The sequence below is a fragment of the Streptomyces sp. NPDC055287 genome, assembly GCF_053646035.1.
In genome coordinates, this window is record NZ_JBSHNE010000011.1 from 180,567 (window position 1) to 197,326 (window position 16,760).

Genomic DNA, 16,760 nt, shown 5'->3' on the forward strand with positions numbered 1-16,760 from the left:
AGGAAGAAGTCTGGGGGAAGGGGGTGTCAGGAAGCGATCGGGCCGATGCGGTACAGCACCTCGGGCAGGTGGGTCCCGTCGGGGAACAGCCCGCCGTCGAAGAGCACCTCACGCTCCAGGGGCGCTCCACGGCGCTCGGCGTACGACGTGAACAGCCGGTTGGAGGCGTTGTTGTCCGGGGTCACGGTCGTCTCGATCGTCTTCACCCCCTGGCGGGCGGCGACCTTCTCGGTCAGCGCCTCCAGGAGCGTTCCGGCCAGCCCGCGGCCGCGGTGGTCGTGGTCGACCGCGACCTGCCAGACGACCAGGGTGTCCGGGCGCTCGGGGCGTACGTACCCCGTGATGAAGGCGATCGGCTCACCCCCGGGGCTGTCTCTGGCCACGACGGACGTTGCCGCGAAATCGCGGCACCACAGCAGATAGCTGTACGAGGAGTTGAGGTCCAAGGCCTTGGAGTCGCGGGCAATGCGCCAGATCGCGGCTCCGTCCTCCACTCGCGGAGCTTCGATCTGCAGGAATTCGCTTCGGGCACGTGCAAGGTCTGCTGGTGCGGCGGTCATGCGGATGAAATTTACCGAGCAAATTCAAAAAGTGCATCGTCGGAAGGGGTTGGGTGGGAGCCCTTCATGTGTTATCGCGCAGGCACGCACTTCGCGCGAGCAGACTGCAAATGCAGGGCATTTGACCGGATATAACCGGGCAAATCTCTTTCGGTGTGGGGTCGGTCACACACTTGAAACGGCCTCGATCTCTTGCTGAAACCTTGGCGTTTAAGGTCGGTGATCCGGGGCAGAAGAAAACGGGAAGCTGCGCTGATAAAGCGGCTTCCCGTTATCTGTTAATTCATTGAATTCAAAGAAACTATCCGCTGGGCCAGGTTTCCGCCACGGCCTTTCGGGCAGCTTCCGAGTCGACCCGCACGCCCGATCCGCTCAGTGCCGCTCCGAGAGCGGCGAGCGACGACTGGACCACACCCTGTGTGGCATCGACACCGTAGTGATTGACCCGGACCATCTCCTTGGACAGCGCCCCGCCGCCCGCGATCAGCGGCAGCGACGGATCGGCGGCCAGCGTCTTCGCGACGAGCTCCGACGCGTCCACCCCGGCAGGGGTGCGCAGCGTCGTGGCGACCGGCGCGGCGTCCCGCGCCGCGTGGACGTACGGCTCCAGGCCCCCGCCCAGCGCGATCGCCCCCGCCCGGGTGGCCGACGCGGCGGCCAGGTGCCTGGCCTCCACCGCGCCGAGCCCCTCCGCCTCGATCCGCTCCAGGCAGGCTTCCAGCGCCAGCATCTCCAGCTGTGCGGGCGCGTGCAGCAGCGACTTGCGGCCGCCGTCGATCCACCGCTCCTTCCAGTCCAGGAGGGAGAGGTACGAGTGGCGCGGAGCGGCGGGGTTCGCGGCGAACCGTTCCCAGGCGCGCTCGCTCACCGACACGGCGGAGACCCCGGCCGGCCCGCCCATCGCCTTCTGCGCCCCGATCACGCACAGGTCCACGCCCCACGCGTCGGGCAGCAGCTTCTCGGCGGCCACCGAAGCGACCGCGTCGAGCATGAAGAGGGCGCCGTGGGCCCGTACGGCCTCGCCGATCTCGGCCACCGGATTGGTGTTGCCGGTCGCTGCCTCCGCGTGCACCAGCGAGACGAAGTCGATCTCCGGATGCTCGTCGAGGGCCTGACCGATCTGCTCGGCGGTGACCGCGGTGTGGAACGGCACGGTCAGGTCGAAGACGGCCGCGCCGCAGTCGCGCAGCCAGTTCCCGAAGGTCTGCCCGTACGGACCGGTGACCACGTTCAGCGCGGCCGAGCCGGGGCGGGCACCGCCGCGGATGCAGCCCTCGAGGGGAAGCAGTGCCTCGCCCTGCATGATGACCACGTCCTGCTCGGTGGAGAGCAGCGAGGCGACCCGGCGTTCGATCGCCGCGAAGTGCGCGGCGGTCAGCGGGGCCAGGTCCAGAAGCGGATGTGTCACGGCGGAGCTCTCTTCGATCTTCGGATGTTCGATCTCTCCCGGCTGAGCGTAACCGTCCCCTCGTAGAGTGCTGTGCATGAGTGATCGCATGGTGCTGCGGGTGAAGGGGCGGGTGCTCGCGGGGCCCGACGACGTACGGGACGAGCTGTGGGCCGTGGACGGCAGGATCACGTACGAACGGCCCGTGGGCGTACGCGATGTGCCGGTCGTCCACGGCTGGGCGCTGCCCGGCCTCGTCGACGCGCACTGCCACGTCGGACTCGACCGGCACGGCCCGGTCGACGAGGCCACCAGCGAGAAGCAGGCGCTCACCGACCGGGACGCGGGCACCCTGCTGATCCGCGACGCCGGGTCGCCGTCCGACACCCGCTGGATCGACGACCGGGCGGACCTCCCGAAGATCATCAGGGCGGGCCGGCACATCGCCCGCACCCGCCGCTACATCCGTAACTACGCCCACGAGATCGAGCCGGGCGACCTGGTCGCCTACGTCGCCCGGGAGGCGCGGCGCGGCGACGGCTGGGTCAAGCTCGTCGGCGACTGGCTCGACCGGGGCACCGGGGACCTGGGCGCGTGCTGGCCGCGCGGCGAGGTCGAGGCGGCCATCGCGGAGGCCCACCGGCTCGGCGCCCGGGTCACCGCCCACTGCTTCGCCGAGGAGTCGCTGCGTGACCTCGTCGAAGCGGGCATCGACTGCATCGAGCACGCCACGGGCCTGACCGAGGACACCGTCCCGCTCTTCGCCGAGCGAGGCGTCGCGATCGTCCCGACCCTGGTCAACATCGCGACGTTCCCGCACCTCGCGGACGGCGGCGAGGCGAAGTTCCCGCGCTGGTCGGCGCACATGCGCGACCTGCACGCGCGCCGGTACGACACGGTCCGCGCCGCGTACGACGCCGGGATCCCGGTCTTCGTCGGCACCGACGCGGGCGGTTCGCTGGCCCACGGCCTGGTGGCGGACGAGGTCGCGGAGCTCGTGAAGGCCGGCATCCCGCCGATCGACGCCCTCTCGGCGACGGCCTGGGCTGCGCGCCGGTGGCTCGGGCGTCCGCTGCTCGAGGAGGGCGCCCCTGCCGACCTGGTGGTGTACGACGAGGATCCGCGAGCGGATGTACGGGTCCTCGCGGCCCCGCGCCGGATCATCCTGAACGGCCGGATCGTCGTCGGCTGAGGGGAACGGCAGTGCGCGGCACTCGGCGACATTCGAATGCGGACTCGGAAACCCCACGATGGAGTGAACTCACGCCAGGTGGCTGACCGTTCACTCTAAGTGCGTAAGTATTCCTGTGTCTCAGCCGCCCCGGCGCCCACGTGTCCCCGTGGAGTGCGCCGGGCGGCGCCGCGTCACTTGTGGGGGTCCACCGCTTTGAACAGCACCTTCTTCAGCATGCCCGCACGCGGGTCCGCACGCCGGTCCGTGCGCCGCTCCGCAGCCGCCGCGGCGGCCTTCGCCCTGACCACGGGCCCCGCCGCCGCTCTGCTCGTCGCCGCTCCGGCGCACGCCACGGGGGGCGGCGACGGTAAGGCCGGTGCCGTCGTGCTCCGTACCGGCCTCGGCGTCTCCCTGCTCAACAAGACGGTCAACGTGCCGCTGACCACCGCGCTCAACGAGGTGAAGGCCCCGGGGAGGGCGGAAAAGACCGCGCTGACGGTCCAGTTGGACGGTGTGGAGAAGGGCAACCCGGTCAGCGTGCTGCGCGCCGACGTGGCCACGGCGAAGGCGACGGCCGACGCGCACCGGGCCGAGGGGTACGTCAACCTCGCACACGCCAAGGTGCATGTGCCGGGGCTGCCGTTGCTCTCGCTCATCGAGGTCGAGAAGGTCACGTCGAAGGCGCTGTGCGAGGCGGGCAAGCAGCCGGTGGCCGAGTCGAACGTGCTCGGCGCGGTCACCGTGCTCGGGAAGAAGGTCACCCTGTCGGCGGGAGGGCCGACGCGGGTCGACGTGCCGGCGGTGGGGGTGGTGACGCTCGACCTGTCGAAGACGCACACCACTTCCCGTACGGCGGCTGCCACGGCGCTCGAGCTCGACGTGTCGGTGAACCCCCTGAAGCTGAACGTCGCCGAGGTCGAGGGCACGGTCACACTCGCGGGCGCGACATGCGAGTCCCCGAAGGTGCCGGTGGTACCGGAGGAACCGCAGGAGGAGCCGGAGGACGAGCCCACGGCCCCTTCCGCGCCGGACGTGAAGCCGCAGACGGCGACGGAGGCGAACCTGGCGGAGACGGGAGGCAGTTCGACGACGCCGTATCTCGCGGGCGGAGCGGCGCTGCTGTTGGTGTCGGGCGCGGGCGCCCTGGTGGTGGCGAAGAGGCGCCGGTCGGGCAACGGCGCCTGACACGAGGGGGTGGGGCCCGGGGAGCCCGGGGCGGAAGCGTGGCGGGGCCTCGACGGTTCGGCCGCGCGGCCCCGGTTTCCCCGCGCTTCGGCGACGATTCGGGCTTGTCGGCGAGGAGGCAGGCGTACGACCTCGTGACCGGTCCGCCGGTCCTCTCCTCCAGGCGCGCGGTGACCACGAGCCCGGCTTCGGACGGCAGTCCGGCGGTCCGGTCCAGGGCAGGAAACAGGACACGTTGACGCGTTCACTCACGCGGCAACCCTATGGACCCCAGGACCCGTTGACCGCTCCTCAGGGGGCAGGCCGACGCGAGGGGGCGGGGGAGAAGAGGCCTCGCCCCGCCACCGCACTCAGCGCCCGACCAGCGTCAGCGCCTGGTCCAGGGCCTGGAGGAAGCGGCCCGTCGTGGCGCGGTCGCGCACGGCCAGGCGGAGCCACTGCGGGCCGAGGCCCGGGAAGGTGTCCCCCCGCCGCACCGCGAAGCCGAGGCTCCGCAGGCGTACCCGTACCTCGTCGGCCCGTTCCATCCGTACGAGTACGAAAGGCCCCTGGGCCGCCCTCACCGCCCGCACCTCCTCGAACTCCGCCAGCCCGGCCAGCAGATGGGCCCGGTCGGCCGCCACCCGGTGCGCCGCCCGTGTCGCCTCCGCGAGCGCCGCCGGACCGACGCACGCCCGGGCGGCGGTCAGCGCCGGCGTCGACACCGGCCACAGCGGCTGCGCCCGCTCCAGGGCCTCGATCGTCTTCGGCTCGGCCAGGACGTACCCGATGCGCAGGCCTGCCAGCCCCCACGTCTTCGTCAGGCTCCGCAGCACGACAAGACCAGGCACATCCGTGCGTCCCGCCAGTGCCTGCGGCTCGTCCGGCACCGCGTCCATGAACGCCTCGTCGACCACCAGCGTCCGCCCGGGGCGGGCGAGCCCGGCGATGTGGTCCGCCGGGTGCAGGACGGACGTGGGGTTGGTCGGGTTGCCGATCACCACCAGGTCCGCGTCCTCGGGTACGGCCGCCGGAGCGAGCCGGAAGCCGTCCTCCTCACGCAGCAGGACGCGGCCGACCTCGTGCCCCGCGTCCCGCAGCGCCGCCTCCGGCTCCGTGAACTGCGGGTGTACGACGACGGGCCGCCGCACCGCGAGCGCCCGTGCGAGCAGTACGAACGCCTCGGCCGCCCCTGCCGTCAGCAGCACCCGCTCGACCGGCAGGCCGTGCCGCTCCGCGACCGCCGCGCGCGCCGCCCGCCCGTCCGGGTAGGCCGCGAGCGTGTCCAGGGACGCGGCGATGCGGGCCTTGAGCCACGCCGGGGGAGTGTCCGCCCGTACGTTGACCGCGAGGTCCGTGAGGTCACCCTCGCGGACCTCGGCGTCCCCGTGGTGACGCAGATCGTGCGCCGCCGCGGCGTGTGCGCCGGTCTCAGTGGGCGTGTGCATGGCTGCCTGGGTGGTGGTGATGGTGGTGGCCGTCGTCGTCGGGGTGGAAGTGCGGCTGTTGCGGCGCCCCCACCTTGTCCTCGAAGCCGGGCAGGGCGATCCGGTAGACGCAGGAGTCGCAGTTCATCCGCAGGTCCCCCTTCACGGCTTCCCGGTAGCGCTCCATCACGAGGTCCATCAACTCCTCGGTGGGGCCGATCACATCGGCCGAAGCCACCCCGGTCGCGGGGTTCGCCGTGGCCCAGTCCTGCGTCTGCTTCCGCACCCGGTCCGGCAGGATCCCGGTGAAGAGGAAGTACGGCAGAACCACGATGTGCTTCGCCCCGAGCTTCGTGCAGCGGTCGAGTCCGCCCGGCACGTCGGGAGCGGCGAGCGAGACGAACGCGGTTTCCACACCCGCATACCCACGTCCCTCCCAGAACAGTCGTGCGGCCTTGTACACCTCGGCGTTGGCGTCCGGGTCGGTCGAGCCCCGGCCCACGAGCAGCACGGTCACGTCCGACCGGTCCACGTCACCGAGCGCCTCCTCCACCCGCCGCTCCAGCACGGCCAGCAGCCCCGGATGCGGGCCGAGCGGACGGCCGTAGGTGTACGAGATCCCCGGGTGGCGCTCCTTCTCGCGGGACAGCGCCGCCGGTATGTCGCCCTTGGCGTGACCGGCGGAGACCAGCATCAGGGGAACGGCCGCGAAGCGCGTGACGCCCCGGTCGACCAGCGAGGTCACCGCGTCGCCGAGCGGCGGCGGGGACAGCTCGATGAAGCCGCCGGCTACGGGCAGTTCGGGGTGACGCCTGCCCAGCTCCTCGACGAAGTCGCGGAAGGCTCCGGCTCCCGCTTCGTCCCGGGTGCCGTGGCCGGCGATGAGCAGTGCGGGCGCGGTGGTCACGCGTTCTCCTTGGTGAGGGGGGTGTTGAGGGGTTTCGGCCGGGTGTAGAGCAGGGCGTTCAGCGCGGCCGCCGCGACGGCCGAACCGCCCTTCTCGGAGACGTTGCTGACGGCCGGCAGCCCGCTCTCGCGCAGCGCGGCCTTGGACTCGGCCGCCCCGACGAAGCCGACGGGCAGGCCGATGACGAGCGCGGGCCGGGCGTCCAGGAGCAACAGCTCCTCCAGCGCGGTGGGCGCGCAGCCGATCACCCACAGGGCACCGGGCCCCACCTGCTCGTACGCCAGCCTGATCGCGTGGGCGCTGCGGGTCAGGTCCGGGCCGGCCTCGGCTTCCTTCAGCCGGCACACGGTCTCGCGCCGGGTGATGCCCGCCGCGACCATCTCCACATCCACGACGACCGGCGCGCCGGCGTGCAGCGCGGCGTGCGCGGTTTCGAGCGTGCGCTCGTCGCAGACCAGGTCGGTGGCGTACTCCAGGTCCGCCGCCGAGTGGATGACGCGCTCCACGACGGCCCGCGTCAGCGGCGGGAAGTGCGACGTGTCGAGGCGGGTGCGCAGGCGCCGGAAGGACTCCTGCTCGATGGGGTGGACGATCCTGTCCGTTGTTGTCATCACGAACCCTCCGTCTGCCAGCGGTAGCCGCGCGGGGTCACCATGCGGCCGGCGATCTCGCGGGCGGCGGTGTTGCCGACGACCACGACGGTCATCATGTCGACGGTCGCCGGGTCGAGTGCGGCGATCGTGGTGAGGCGGCTTGTTCCGTCCGGTCGCGAGGCGTTGCGCACGACACCGACGGGCGTCGTGGGCTCGCGGTGCTCGGCGAGGATCGACAGCGCCTTGGGGAGCTGCCAGTCGCGGCCCCGGCTGCGGGGGTTGTAGAACGTCACCACGATGTCGGCCTCCGCCGCGGCCCGTACCCGTCGCTCGATGACCTCCCACGGCGTGTGCAGGTCGGAGAGGCTGATCGAGACATGGTCGTGGCCGAGCGGCGCCCCCAGGATCGCGGCGGCGGCGAGCGCCGCCGTCACCCCCGGTACGCCGACGACGTCGATGTCGTCGCTCGCCTCGGCCAGCGCGGGCGACGCCATGGCGTACACGCCCGCGTCACCCGACCCGATCAGCGCGACCGCGTGTCCGGCGCGCGCCTCGGCGACGGCCGTACGGGCCCGCTCCTCCTCGGCGCCGAGCCCCGACTCCAGGACGCGCGTGCCCGGCCGCAGCAGGTCGCGGATCTGGTCGACGTACTGGTCGAGCCCGACGAGGACCGAGGCGCGCCGGATCTCGTCGCGGGCGCGCGGCGTGAGCAGGTCGCGCGCGCCGGGACCGAGCCCGACGACCGCGAGGCGGCCGCGCGGCTCCTTGCGTACGACGGCGCAGGTGGCCATCGCCGCCCGACCCTCGGGCGCCGACTTCCGCTTGGGCACGAGGAGTTCGCCCCCACCGACGAGCGCGGCGGCCTCCGCGACGGAGGGCGTGCCGACGGCGGCGAGCGGAGCCCCGGAGGGGTTCGGCACGTCGATACGGGCCAGCTCCTCGGCGGCGTACGTCCGCAGCGGCACGCCAAGCCGGGCCGCCGCCCCCACGATCCCGGCCTCCTCCGCCTTGGCGTCGACGGTCGCGAGCGCGGCGACGGAACGTTCCGAGAGCCCGGCGTCCGCCAGCGTCTCCTCGACCAGCCCGAACACCTCGTCGACGGACACGCCCTTGCTGGCGCCCACGCCGACGACGAGCGACGGCGGCCGCAGCACGACCTCCCGCTCCCCGAGGCCGAGGACCCGGTCGCTGACGCGGACCACGGCGGGCGCACCGTGCGCCCCGTCGTCCTCGGCGGCGGCCGAGGACGCCTCCGCGAGGACGCCGGCGGCGACGGTGGCGGCCATGGCCCCGGGCAGCCCGCCCACGGGCACAGCGGCGACCGCGGCCGCCTCGGCGAGACCGATGGCGGGCTCCGGGTGGTCCGCGCCGGACGCCGGGCCGGTGCCCGCACCCGCCGGAGCCACATTCCCCGGCAGCGGCGGCAGCGGCCACACCGCGTCCGCCTCCAGCGTGACGGGCGCGCCGTCCAGGATCGCCCGGGTCACCGCCGCCGTCGCCCCCTCGACGGGCCAGCCCAGCGTGTCCAGGCCGGGGATGTCCGTGGCGTCCGTGGCCGTCGTGATGACCGGGGCGCAGCCGAGGACGCCCGACACCGCGAGCGCCAGCTCGTTCGCGCCGCCGCCGTGGCCGCCGATGAGCGACACCGCGTGGCGCTGCGCCTCGTCGACGCACACCACGCCCGGGTCGGACGTCTTGTCCGCGAGGAGCGGGGCGACAAGCCGTACGACCGCGCCCGTCGCCAGGAAGCACACCAGCTGGTCGCACTCCGCGAAGGCGCGCCCGACCGCCTCCCGCACCGGGCCGTCGTACACCTGCGTACGGCCGGGCCAGGCCGCGGCCAGCCGGTCGCGGGCCACGGCGCCTGCCGCCGTGGCGGAGATGAGGCCGATCACTGAACTGCTCCTTCACTTGCCGGATCCGCGGGGCGGTGGCCCCACAGCAGAAAGACAGGGTTGGCGGCCGCGAGCCGGGTCACGTCCCCGGGCAGCGGCGCGAGCCGCGACGACTGCAGCAGTACGCCCTCGGATTCGAATCCGGCGGACGCCAGAGCCGCCCGTACGGCGGGCACCCGGTCCAGCGCCGCCAGCGCGACCACGACCGTGCGCCGCGCGCTGCGCGCGCACGCCGCGACGATGGCGGGCAGCTCACGCCCGCCGCCGCCCACGAACACCGCGTCGGGCTCGGGCAGCTGGGACAGCACCGTCGGCGCCGCGCCGTGCACCGTCTGTACGTCGACGCCGTGCGCGGCGGCATTGGCCCGGACGCGCTCCACGCCGTCGCAGGTCTTCTCCACCGCGATCGCCGCCGCCCCCAGCCGCGCGCACTCCACGGCCATGGACCCCGACCCCGCCCCGATGTCCCACACCAGGTCGCCCACGCGCGGGCCGAGCCGGGCGAGCGCCAGTGCCCGCACCTCGAACTTCGTGATCATCGAGTCGCGGTGCTCGAAGGCGTCCTCGGGCAGCGCCCATCGGTCCGGGCCGACGCCCCGCCCGGCGACCGTCCGCTGCGCCGGGGCCAGCGCCCGCGACTCGTCGAGGCACAGAACGACGCTGACCGCCGTCGGCCAGTCGCGCGCCGCCGCCTCGCCGGGGGAGAGGCGCTCGACGCTCTCGCCCCCCGCCGGATCGCCGAGCGCGGACGCCACGACCAGGGTGCGCGGAATGCCGGTACGGGCCAGCGCGGCGCCCAGTTCTGCGGGCCCGGCGCCGGGGCCGGTCAGGACGGCCGTCTTCGGGTGCGCCCGGCACACGTTCACGGCGGTACGCAGCGCACGCCCGTGCGCGCTCACGACCACCGCGTCGTCCCACGGCAGCCCGAGCCGGGCGAAGGCGACGGCGACGGACGGCGCGCCCGGACGTACATCCAGGGCGTCGGCGCCGAACCGTTCCGCCAGCGCCCGTACGATCCCGAAGAACCCGGGATCGCCGGAGGCCAGCACCACCACGCCCGCCTCCGCGCCGTCCGCCCGCTTGTCCAGGTGCTCCGCTACCGCGTCCAGGGCGGGCGCGAGCGGCCCGAGTACCACCCGGGCCGTGCCGTCCGGCAGCCCGGCGGCATCCAGATGCCGACGCCCCCCGACGACCAGCCCGGCGGCGTCGACCGCCGCACGGGCGTCGGGGCCGAGCGGGGCGCCCGTCCCCGTACCGACAACAGTGATCATGAGCCGGACTTCCCCGCCCCCGACTCGATGCCCGCCTCCGCGGACTTCCGCGCCTCGCGCAGCGCCGCCCGCGCGCTGCGGTCGGCCCGGCGGAAGCCGTGGAAGTGCCCCGGGTGGTAGAGGTGCGAGCGCGTACCGGAGGCGGAGAGCGCGGGCCCGACCAGGAAGAGCGTGTGCTTCCAGAGCTTGTGCTCCTTCACGGTCTCCTCCAGCGTGGCGATGGTGCAGCGCAGCACCAACTCCTCGGGCCAGGTGACCTGGTAGGCGATGACGACCGGTGTGTCCGTCGGGTAGCCGCCCTCCAGCAGCTCCGCCGTGAGCTGACCGGACCTGGCCGCCGACAGGAAGACCGCCATCGTCGTGCCGTGCCGTGCGAACTCCCGTACTTCCTCACCGGGCGGCATCGGCGTCTTGCCGCCGCCCAGCCGGGTCAGGATGACGGACTGCGCGACCTCGGGAATCGTGAGCTCGCGCTGCGCGATCGCGGCGACCGCCGAGAACGAGGAGACCCCCGGCACGATCTCGACGTCCAGACCGAGTTCGTCGCACCGGTCGACCTGCTCCTGCGTGCCGCCCCACAGCGCGGGGTCGCCGGAGTGCACGCGGGCCACCTTCAACCCGTCCCGCACCGCCCGCTCGTACACCGCGACGACGTCCTCCAGGGACATCGCGGCGGAGTCCAGGATCTCGGCGCCCTCGCACGCGTGCTCCAGGATCTCGGCCTGTACGAGACTCGCCGCCCAGATCACCACATCGGCGTCGGCGATGGCGCGCGCGGCACGGAAGGTCAGCAGGTCGGCGGCGCCGGGGCCGGCGCCCACGAAGGTCACCTTGCCGGTGGGGGCATCGGCCATGAGTGGGGGTCCTCTCGGGGAATCTACGGGGTCAACGGTGAATCGACTTGGATCTTGGATGTGCGCGGCGGGGCGTCAATCGACTAGCAAGAGCACATGGCGGTGTTCGTCGCGCTCGGCGCGTTCCTCATGACGCTCTTCGGTGGCTGGGTGGCGCAGCGCGTCACGGACCGCCGCCACCTCGTGCTGGGCCTGGCGGGCGGGCTGATGCTCGGCGTCGTCGGCCTGGACCTGCTGCCGGAGGCGCTGGAGGCCGCGAACGGCGAACGGTTCGGCGTACCGCAGGCACTTCTGCTGTTCGTCGGCGGCTTCCTGGTGGCCCACCTGGTGGAGCGCATGCTCGCGGGACGCCAGGCGGCGCACGGCGCGAACGAGGAGCGTGTCCCCCAAGTCGGACTGACGGCGGCGGGCGCGATGGTCGGCCACAGCCTGATGGACGGCATCGCGATCGGCGCCGCCTTCCAGATCGGTGAGGGCATGGGAACGACCGTCGCGCTCGCCGTCGTCACCCACGACTTCGCGGACGGATTCAACACGTACACGCTCGCCCGCGTGTACGGGAACGCGCGCCGGAAGGCCGTGGCCATGCTGTTCGCGGACGCGCTGGCCCCGGTGGTGGGCGCCGCGTCCACTCTGCTCTTCACCCTTCCGGAGGAACTTCTCGGCAGCTATCTGGGTTTCTTCGGCGGCGCCCTGCTCTACCTCGCGGCCGCCGAGATCCTGCCCGAGGCCCACCACGAACACCCCGCCCGCTCCACGCTGCTGTGCACGGTCGCGGGAGTGGCGTTCATCTGGCTGATGGTGGGCATCGCGCACTGAACTCACAACTTGCCCCCGCGACCGCCGTCGCGCCGCGCGGGAGCGATGAGCGTCGAGAGGTACGGCAGGGACCCGCCCTCCGCCAGCTCGGAGGCAGGCCGAATCGATTCCTCGGGCAGCCCGAGCGCCGAGCCCCACACCGCGTCCCCGGTACGCCCGGTCTCGCGCAGCGCCGTCGCGACCTCGCCCGCGAGCCGCCCGAACTTGTACGCCACGACCGTCCCCGGCCCCTCCAGGGCCTCCTTGAGCACAGCGGCCCCGGCGGTCACGGGAACGAGGGTCAGCGGCTCGGTCCCCTCCGTCAGTACGGCCCCGCTGCGGGCGGCCAGGTCCTGCATGGCGGTGATACCGGGCACCGTCACCACCTCGGTCCCCGGCACCAGGTCCGCGATCGTCTGCGCGAGATAGGTGAACGTCGAGTAGACGTTGGGGTCGCCGATCGTGGCGAATGCCACCGAGCCGTGCGTACGCAGCAGTTCGGCGACCCGCGCCCCGGCCGCGTCCCAGGCCGCCTCGCGCCGCGCCCGGTCCTCGCGCTCGTTCAGCGCGAACACCACCCGGACGACCTTCGCCTCGTCGACGTAGTGCAGGACGGTCGCCTCGGCCCGCCCCCGCTCGCCGCTGTCCATCACCGGTACGACCACAACAGCCGCGTCCCGCAGGGCGTTGACACCCTTCACGGTCACCAGCTCGGGATCGCCGGGTCCGACGCCGACCCCGGTCAGCTTTGTGATCAAGCCGTTCAACCCGCTCATCCCGCACACCTCTCGACAAATCTCTTGGCCATGCCTGGCTCGGCAGCCCAGTGGGTATGCAGATAGCTCGCATGCACACCCAGTTGTACGAACCCCTCGACCCGCCGCTCCGGCAGGTGCATCCCCCAGGCTGGATCCGTTCCCGCGCCGGGCTCGATCACCGTCCGGTGGAACTCGTGCCCCCGCAGCCGGGTCCCGACGGCGGCCAGCGAACTGTCCGAGACGGCGACCGCCTCGCGATACCCCAGCGTCAGCCGCTCCGACATCCGCGCCTCGGCGTCGAGCACCCCGCACATGGGCTGCCCGTCGAGGGACCGCGCGAGGTAGAGCAGCCCGGCGCACTCGGCGGCAACGGGCGCCCCCGACCGGGCGAGCTCGGCAACGGCCTTGCGCAACGGCTCGTTACCGGACAGCTCCGGGGCGTACACCTCGGGAAATCCGCCACCGATGACGAGTCCCCGCGTCCCTTCCGGCAGGCTCTCGTCCCGGAGCGGATCGAACGGCACGACCTCGGCGCCGGCGGCGGCGAGCAGCTCGCTGTGTTCGGCGTACGAGAACGTGAACGCGGCCCCCGAGGCGACGGCGACCACCGGCCGCCCGCTCACCGCGCTCGCCCCCGCCGCGTCCCACGCGGCCACGCCGAGCTCCGGCGCGCTGCGGGCCAGGGCGAGTACCGCCTCCAGATCACAGCCCGCCCGCACCTGCTCCGCCAGCGCCGCCACCGCGTCGACCGCTTCGGCCCGCCGCTCGGCGACCGGCACGAGCCCCAGGTGCCGTGAGGGCGTCCGCACCTGCCGCTCGCGCCGCAGCGCCCCCAGCACCGGCACGCCCGACGCGTCCAGCGCCTCCCGCAGCAACTCCTCGTGCCGCGCGGACCCCACCTTGTTCAGAATCACGCCCCCGATCCGCACCTCGGGATCCCAGGACGCGAAACCGTGCACCAGCGCCGCCACCGACCGCGACTGCGAGGACGCGTCGACCACCAGCACGACCGGGGCCCGCAGCAGCTTCGCGATCTGCGCGGTGGACGCCAGCTCACCCTGCCCCGAGGCCCCGTCGTACATCCCCATCACGCCCTCGACGACGGCGATGTCGCACCCCGCCGCGCCGTGCGCGAAGAGCGGCGCGATCAGCTCCGTACCGCACAGGTACGCGTCGAGATTGCGCCCCGGCCGGCCGGTGGCCAGCGCGTGGTACCCGGGATCGATGTAGTCGGGACCCACCTTGTGCGGCGAAACGCGCATCCCGCGCTCCGCGAAGGCAGCCATCAGCCCCGTCGCGACAGTGGTCTTCCCACTCCCCGACGACGGTGCGGCAACGACCAGACGTGCTACCACTCGATGCCCCGCTGCCCCTTCTGGCCCGCGTCCATCGGGTGCTTGACCTTGGACATGTCGGTCACCAGATCGGCCGCCGCGACCAGCTTCTCCGGAGCGTTGCGCCCGGTGATCACCACGTGCTGGGTCCCGGGCCGGTCCCGCAGCACCTCGACCACCTCGTCGGTGTCCACCCAGCCCCAGTGCATGGGGTACGCGAACTCGTCGAGCACGTACAGCTTGTACGTCTCGGCGGCCAGGTCGCGCTTGACCTGCTCCCACCCCTCGCGCGCCGCGGCCTCGTTGTCGAGCTGCGCGTCACGCTGGACCCAGGACCAGCCCTCGCCCATCTTGTGCCAGGCGACCGACCCGCCCTCACCGCTCGCGCCCAGCACCTTCAGCGCGTTCTCCTCCCCGACCTTCCACTTCGCCGACTTGACGAACTGGAACACTCCGATCGGCCACCCCTGGTTCCAGGCGCGCAGCGCGAGCCCGAAGGCGGCGGTCGACTTGCCCTTCCCGATCCCCGTATGCACGACGACGAGCGGCCGGTTGCGCCGCTGGCGCGTGGTGAGACCGTCATCCGGTACGACGCTCGGCTGTCCCTGCGGCATCAGGCTGCCCTCCTGCTGAGTTGCTGTACGTCCTTGACGAGTCCGGCGATGCTGTCGGCCCGCAGTTCGTCGAGCGTGACGGCCGTGCCGCCCAGCTCACGCGCCAGCTCACCCGCGAGACCGAGCCGCACGGGACCGGACTCGCAGTCCACGACCACCGAGGCGACACCCTCCACCTCGTGCAGCCGGGCCGCGCGTGCCGCCAGCGCGACCGGCTCGGGCCCACCGGTCGCCCGCCCGTCGGTCACGACCACGAGCAGCGGCCGCCGTGAGGGATCCCGCAGCCGCTCCACCCGCAGCACGTCGTGCGCCTTCAACAGCCCGGCGGACAGCGGTGTACGCCCCCCGGTGGGCAGCGTCTCCAGCCGGGCGGCGGCCGCGTCCACGGACGATGTGGGCGGAAGGACGAGTTCGGCGTCCTTCCCCCGGAACGTCACCAGCCCGACCTTGTCCCGCCGCTGATACGCGTCCAGCAGCAGCGACAACACGGCACCCTTCACCGCGCTCATCCGCTGCCGGGCGGCCATCGACCCCGAAGCGTCCACGACGAACAGCACGAGGTTCCCCTCGCGCCCCTCGCGCGTCGCCTGCCGCAGATCGTCCCGCCGGACCACCAGACCGCGCCCACTGCGCCCCCGCGCCCGCTGATGCGGCGCGGCGGCCTGCACGGTCGCCGCGAGGTGCAGCTTGGTGAGCGCCCCCTGCGGCCGCCGGGACCCGATGGTACGACCGTGCTCGGTACGGGCGCGGGACCGGCGCCCGGCCGCACCCTCGCCCAGCCCCGGCACGCTCAGCATCTTCGTACGGAACGGCTCACCGGCCCTGGCCGCGGCCTGCTCGCCACCGGACCCGGCGGGAGCCTGCTGCCCCTCCCCGTCCTCCGGTCCGGGCTCGGCCTCGCCGTCCTGTTCCGGGGCGTCGGTCGGAGAACCGTCGCCGTCGTCCCCCTGCGGCGGCTGCCCGCCCCCGCCGGGTCCGTCGGGATCGGGGTCGGGATCCTCGTCGGAACCGCTGTTCTGCTCCAGCGTGTCGTCCAGCTTGTCCTCGTCGAGTCCCGGCGCGTCGAACGGATTGCGCCGGCGCCGGTGCGGCAGCGCGAGCAGCGCCGCCTGCCGTACGTCCTCGGCGTGTACGTCGGTACGCCCGGCCCACGCGGCCAGCGCGGTCGCCGTACGGGCCATGACGATGTCGGCCCGCATCCCGTCGACCTCGAAGGCCGCACAGGTGGCGGCGATCTGGCGCAGGGCGCCGTCCCCGAGCCGTACTTCGGGCAGCAGCGCCCGCGCGGCCACGATCCGGGCGCGCAGCGCGGCTTCCTCACCGGCCCACTTCGCGGCGAAGGCGGCGGGATCGTCGTCGTACGCGAGCCTGCGCCGTACGACCTCCACCCGCTGATCGGTCTCCCGGGAGGCGGCCACCTCCACGGTCAGCCCGAACCGGTCCAGCAACTGCGGACGCAGCTCGCCCTCTTCGGGGTTCATGGTCCCGACGAGCAGGAACCGCGCGGCGTGCCGCACGGACACGCCTTCACGCTCGACGTACGACGCGCCCATGGCGGCGGCGTCCAGCAGCAGGTCGACCAAGTGGTCGTGCAGCAGGTTGACCTCGTCGACGTACAGAATGCCGCGGTGGGCGTCGGCGAGCAGACCGGGCTCGAAGGCCTTGACGCCCTCGGCCAGCGCCCGCTCGATGTCGAGCGCACCGACCAGCCGGTCCTCGGACGCCCCCACCGGCAGCTCGACCATCCGCGCGGGCCGCGACACTCCGCCCGCGACCTCGTGCGGCCCGTCGGGACACGCCGGATCGGGGGAGTCGGGGGCGCAGGAGAACCGGCACCCGGCGACGACCGCGACCTCCGGCATCAGCGCCGAGAGCGCGCGCACGGCGGTGCTCTTGGCGGTTCCCTTCTCGCCACGGACGAGCACACCGCCGACGGCGGGCGAGACGGCGTTCAGCAGCAGTCCGAGCCGCAGATCGTCCATCCCGACGATGGCGGTGAACGGATACGGCGTACTCACGAGGAA

General features: G+C 73.1%; 15 protein-coding genes. 3 read left to right on the forward strand and 12 right to left on the reverse strand.

The genetic code is table 11. The features are described from left to right. Nucleotides 1-26 precede the first annotated feature (26 nt). Together ectA and ACWIHY_RS19675 are read right to left on the reverse strand one after the other, a co-directional pair. Complete coding sequence (ectA, locus tag ACWIHY_RS19670) at nucleotides 27-560, reverse strand: diaminobutyrate acetyltransferase (RefSeq protein WP_454376908.1); 534 nt, start codon at nucleotides 558-560, stop codon at nucleotides 27-29. 301 nt (nucleotides 561-861) lie between these two features. Next, nucleotides 862-1,968: a pyridoxal-phosphate-dependent aminotransferase family protein gene (locus tag ACWIHY_RS19675; protein WP_454376909.1), complete on the reverse strand. Its 1,107-nt coding sequence runs from the start codon at nucleotides 1,966-1,968 to the stop codon at nucleotides 862-864. A gap of 76 nt (nucleotides 1,969-2,044) precedes the next feature. Here ACWIHY_RS19675 and ACWIHY_RS19680 point away from each other — a divergent pair, with 76 nt between their 5' ends. Together ACWIHY_RS19680 and ACWIHY_RS19685 are read left to right on the forward strand one after the other, a co-directional pair. Continuing rightward, nucleotides 2,045-3,139, forward strand: coding sequence for an amidohydrolase family protein (locus ACWIHY_RS19680; RefSeq protein ID WP_454376910.1), 1,095 nt, complete (start codon nucleotides 2,045-2,047; stop codon nucleotides 3,137-3,139). A 216-nt stretch (nucleotides 3,140-3,355) separates the two neighbouring features. Further along, on the forward strand, nucleotides 3,356-4,306 hold the full coding sequence (locus ACWIHY_RS19685) for an SCO1860 family LAETG-anchored protein (RefSeq protein ID WP_454376911.1): 951 nt from the start codon (nucleotides 3,356-3,358) through the stop codon (nucleotides 4,304-4,306). A 350-nt stretch (nucleotides 4,307-4,656) separates the two neighbouring features. Here ACWIHY_RS19685 and cobC read toward each other — a convergent pair whose 3' ends face one another. Genes cobC through cobM form a run of 6 tightly spaced genes read right to left on the reverse strand, consistent with a single transcriptional unit; the run spans nucleotide 4,657 to nucleotide 11,232 of the window. After that, nucleotides 4,657-5,733 (reverse strand): Rv2231c family pyridoxal phosphate-dependent protein CobC, encoded by a 1,077-nt coding sequence (gene cobC / locus ACWIHY_RS19690; protein WP_454376912.1) that lies wholly within the window; start codon nucleotides 5,731-5,733, stop codon nucleotides 4,657-4,659. Further along, nucleotides 5,717-6,619, reverse strand: a complete 903-nt coding sequence (locus ACWIHY_RS19695) for a sirohydrochlorin chelatase (RefSeq protein ID WP_454376913.1) — start codon at nucleotides 6,617-6,619, stop codon at nucleotides 5,717-5,719. The genes cobC and ACWIHY_RS19695 overlap by 17 nt, the downstream gene beginning before the upstream one ends. Beyond that, nucleotides 6,616-7,230 carry a precorrin-8X methylmutase gene (locus tag ACWIHY_RS19700; RefSeq protein WP_454376914.1) on the reverse strand — a complete coding sequence of 205 codons (615 nt, stop codon included), beginning with the start codon at nucleotides 7,228-7,230 and terminating at the stop codon, nucleotides 6,616-6,618. Before ACWIHY_RS19700 ends, ACWIHY_RS19695 begins: the two co-directional genes overlap by 4 nt. After that, entirely contained in the window at nucleotides 7,230-9,107 is a 1,878-nt protein-coding gene (cobJ, locus tag ACWIHY_RS19705; RefSeq protein WP_454376915.1) for a precorrin-3B C(17)-methyltransferase, read from the reverse strand. The genes ACWIHY_RS19700 and cobJ overlap by 1 nt, the downstream gene beginning before the upstream one ends. Beyond that, nucleotides 9,104-10,378 (reverse strand): precorrin-6y C5,15-methyltransferase (decarboxylating) subunit CbiE, encoded by a 1,275-nt coding sequence (gene cbiE, locus ACWIHY_RS19710; protein WP_454376916.1) that lies wholly within the window; start codon nucleotides 10,376-10,378, stop codon nucleotides 9,104-9,106. Before cbiE ends, cobJ begins: the two co-directional genes overlap by 4 nt. Further along, on the reverse strand, nucleotides 10,375-11,232 hold the full coding sequence (gene cobM / locus ACWIHY_RS19715) for a precorrin-4 C(11)-methyltransferase (protein WP_454376917.1): 858 nt from the start codon (nucleotides 11,230-11,232) through the stop codon (nucleotides 10,375-10,377). Before cobM ends, cbiE begins: the two co-directional genes overlap by 4 nt. 96 nt (nucleotides 11,233-11,328) lie before the next feature. Here cobM and ACWIHY_RS19720 point away from each other — a divergent pair, with 96 nt between their 5' ends. Beyond that, nucleotides 11,329-12,051: a ZIP family metal transporter gene (locus ACWIHY_RS19720; protein ID WP_454376918.1), complete on the forward strand. Its 723-nt coding sequence runs from the start codon at nucleotides 11,329-11,331 to the stop codon at nucleotides 12,049-12,051. A gap of 2 nt (nucleotides 12,052-12,053) precedes the next feature. On the opposite strand, the gene cobI is transcribed toward ACWIHY_RS19720, so the two are convergent. The 4 genes from cobI to ACWIHY_RS19740 are packed head-to-tail and all read right to left on the reverse strand — an operon-like array spanning nucleotide 12,054 to nucleotide 16,754. Continuing rightward, nucleotides 12,054-12,806, reverse strand: a complete 753-nt coding sequence (cobI, locus tag ACWIHY_RS19725; protein WP_454376919.1) for a precorrin-2 C(20)-methyltransferase — start codon at nucleotides 12,804-12,806, stop codon at nucleotides 12,054-12,056. Continuing rightward, nucleotides 12,803-14,143, reverse strand: a complete 1,341-nt coding sequence (locus ACWIHY_RS19730) for a cobyrinate a,c-diamide synthase (RefSeq protein ID WP_454376920.1) — start codon at nucleotides 14,141-14,143, stop codon at nucleotides 12,803-12,805. Before ACWIHY_RS19730 ends, cobI begins: the two co-directional genes overlap by 4 nt. After that, on the reverse strand, nucleotides 14,137-14,736 hold the full coding sequence (gene cobO, locus ACWIHY_RS19735; RefSeq protein ID WP_454376921.1) for a cob(I)yrinic acid a,c-diamide adenosyltransferase: 600 nt from the start codon (nucleotides 14,734-14,736) through the stop codon (nucleotides 14,137-14,139). The genes ACWIHY_RS19730 and cobO overlap by 7 nt, the downstream gene beginning before the upstream one ends. Then, nucleotides 14,736-16,754 carry a putative cobaltochelatase gene (locus tag ACWIHY_RS19740; protein WP_454376922.1) on the reverse strand — a complete coding sequence of 673 codons (2,019 nt, stop codon included), beginning with the start codon at nucleotides 16,752-16,754 and terminating at the stop codon, nucleotides 14,736-14,738. The genes cobO and ACWIHY_RS19740 overlap by 1 nt, the downstream gene beginning before the upstream one ends. Nucleotides 16,755-16,760 lie beyond the last annotated feature (6 nt).

What these genes read in the sequence shown, in the direction of transcription:
- ACWIHY_RS19685 (WP_454376911.1), top strand. Translation starts at nt 3,356, where the DNA reads ATGCCCGCACGCGGGTCCGCACGCCGGTCCGTGCGCCGCTCCGCAGCC.
- ectA (WP_454376908.1), bottom strand. Translation starts at nt 560, where the DNA reads ATGACCGCCGCACCAGCAGACCTTGCACGTGCCCGAAGCGAATTCCTG.
- cbiE (WP_454376916.1), bottom strand. Translation starts at nt 10,378, where the DNA reads ATGATCACTGTTGTCGGTACGGGGACGGGCGCCCCGCTCGGCCCCGAC.
- ACWIHY_RS19700 (WP_454376914.1), bottom strand. Translation starts at nt 7,230, where the DNA reads ATGACAACAACGGACAGGATCGTCCACCCCATCGAGCAGGAGTCCTTC.
- cobO (WP_454376921.1), bottom strand. Translation starts at nt 14,736, where the DNA reads ATGCCGCAGGGACAGCCGAGCGTCGTACCGGATGACGGTCTCACCACG.
- cobM (WP_454376917.1), bottom strand. Translation starts at nt 11,232, where the DNA reads ATGGCCGATGCCCCCACCGGCAAGGTGACCTTCGTGGGCGCCGGCCCC.
- ACWIHY_RS19680 (WP_454376910.1), top strand. Translation starts at nt 2,045, where the DNA reads ATGAGTGATCGCATGGTGCTGCGGGTGAAGGGGCGGGTGCTCGCGGGG.
- cobI (WP_454376919.1), bottom strand. Translation starts at nt 12,806, where the DNA reads ATGAGCGGGTTGAACGGCTTGATCACAAAGCTGACCGGGGTCGGCGTC.
- cobC (WP_454376912.1), bottom strand. Translation starts at nt 5,733, where the DNA reads ATGCACACGCCCACTGAGACCGGCGCACACGCCGCGGCGGCGCACGAT.
- ACWIHY_RS19720 (WP_454376918.1), top strand. Translation starts at nt 11,329, where the DNA reads ATGGCGGTGTTCGTCGCGCTCGGCGCGTTCCTCATGACGCTCTTCGGT.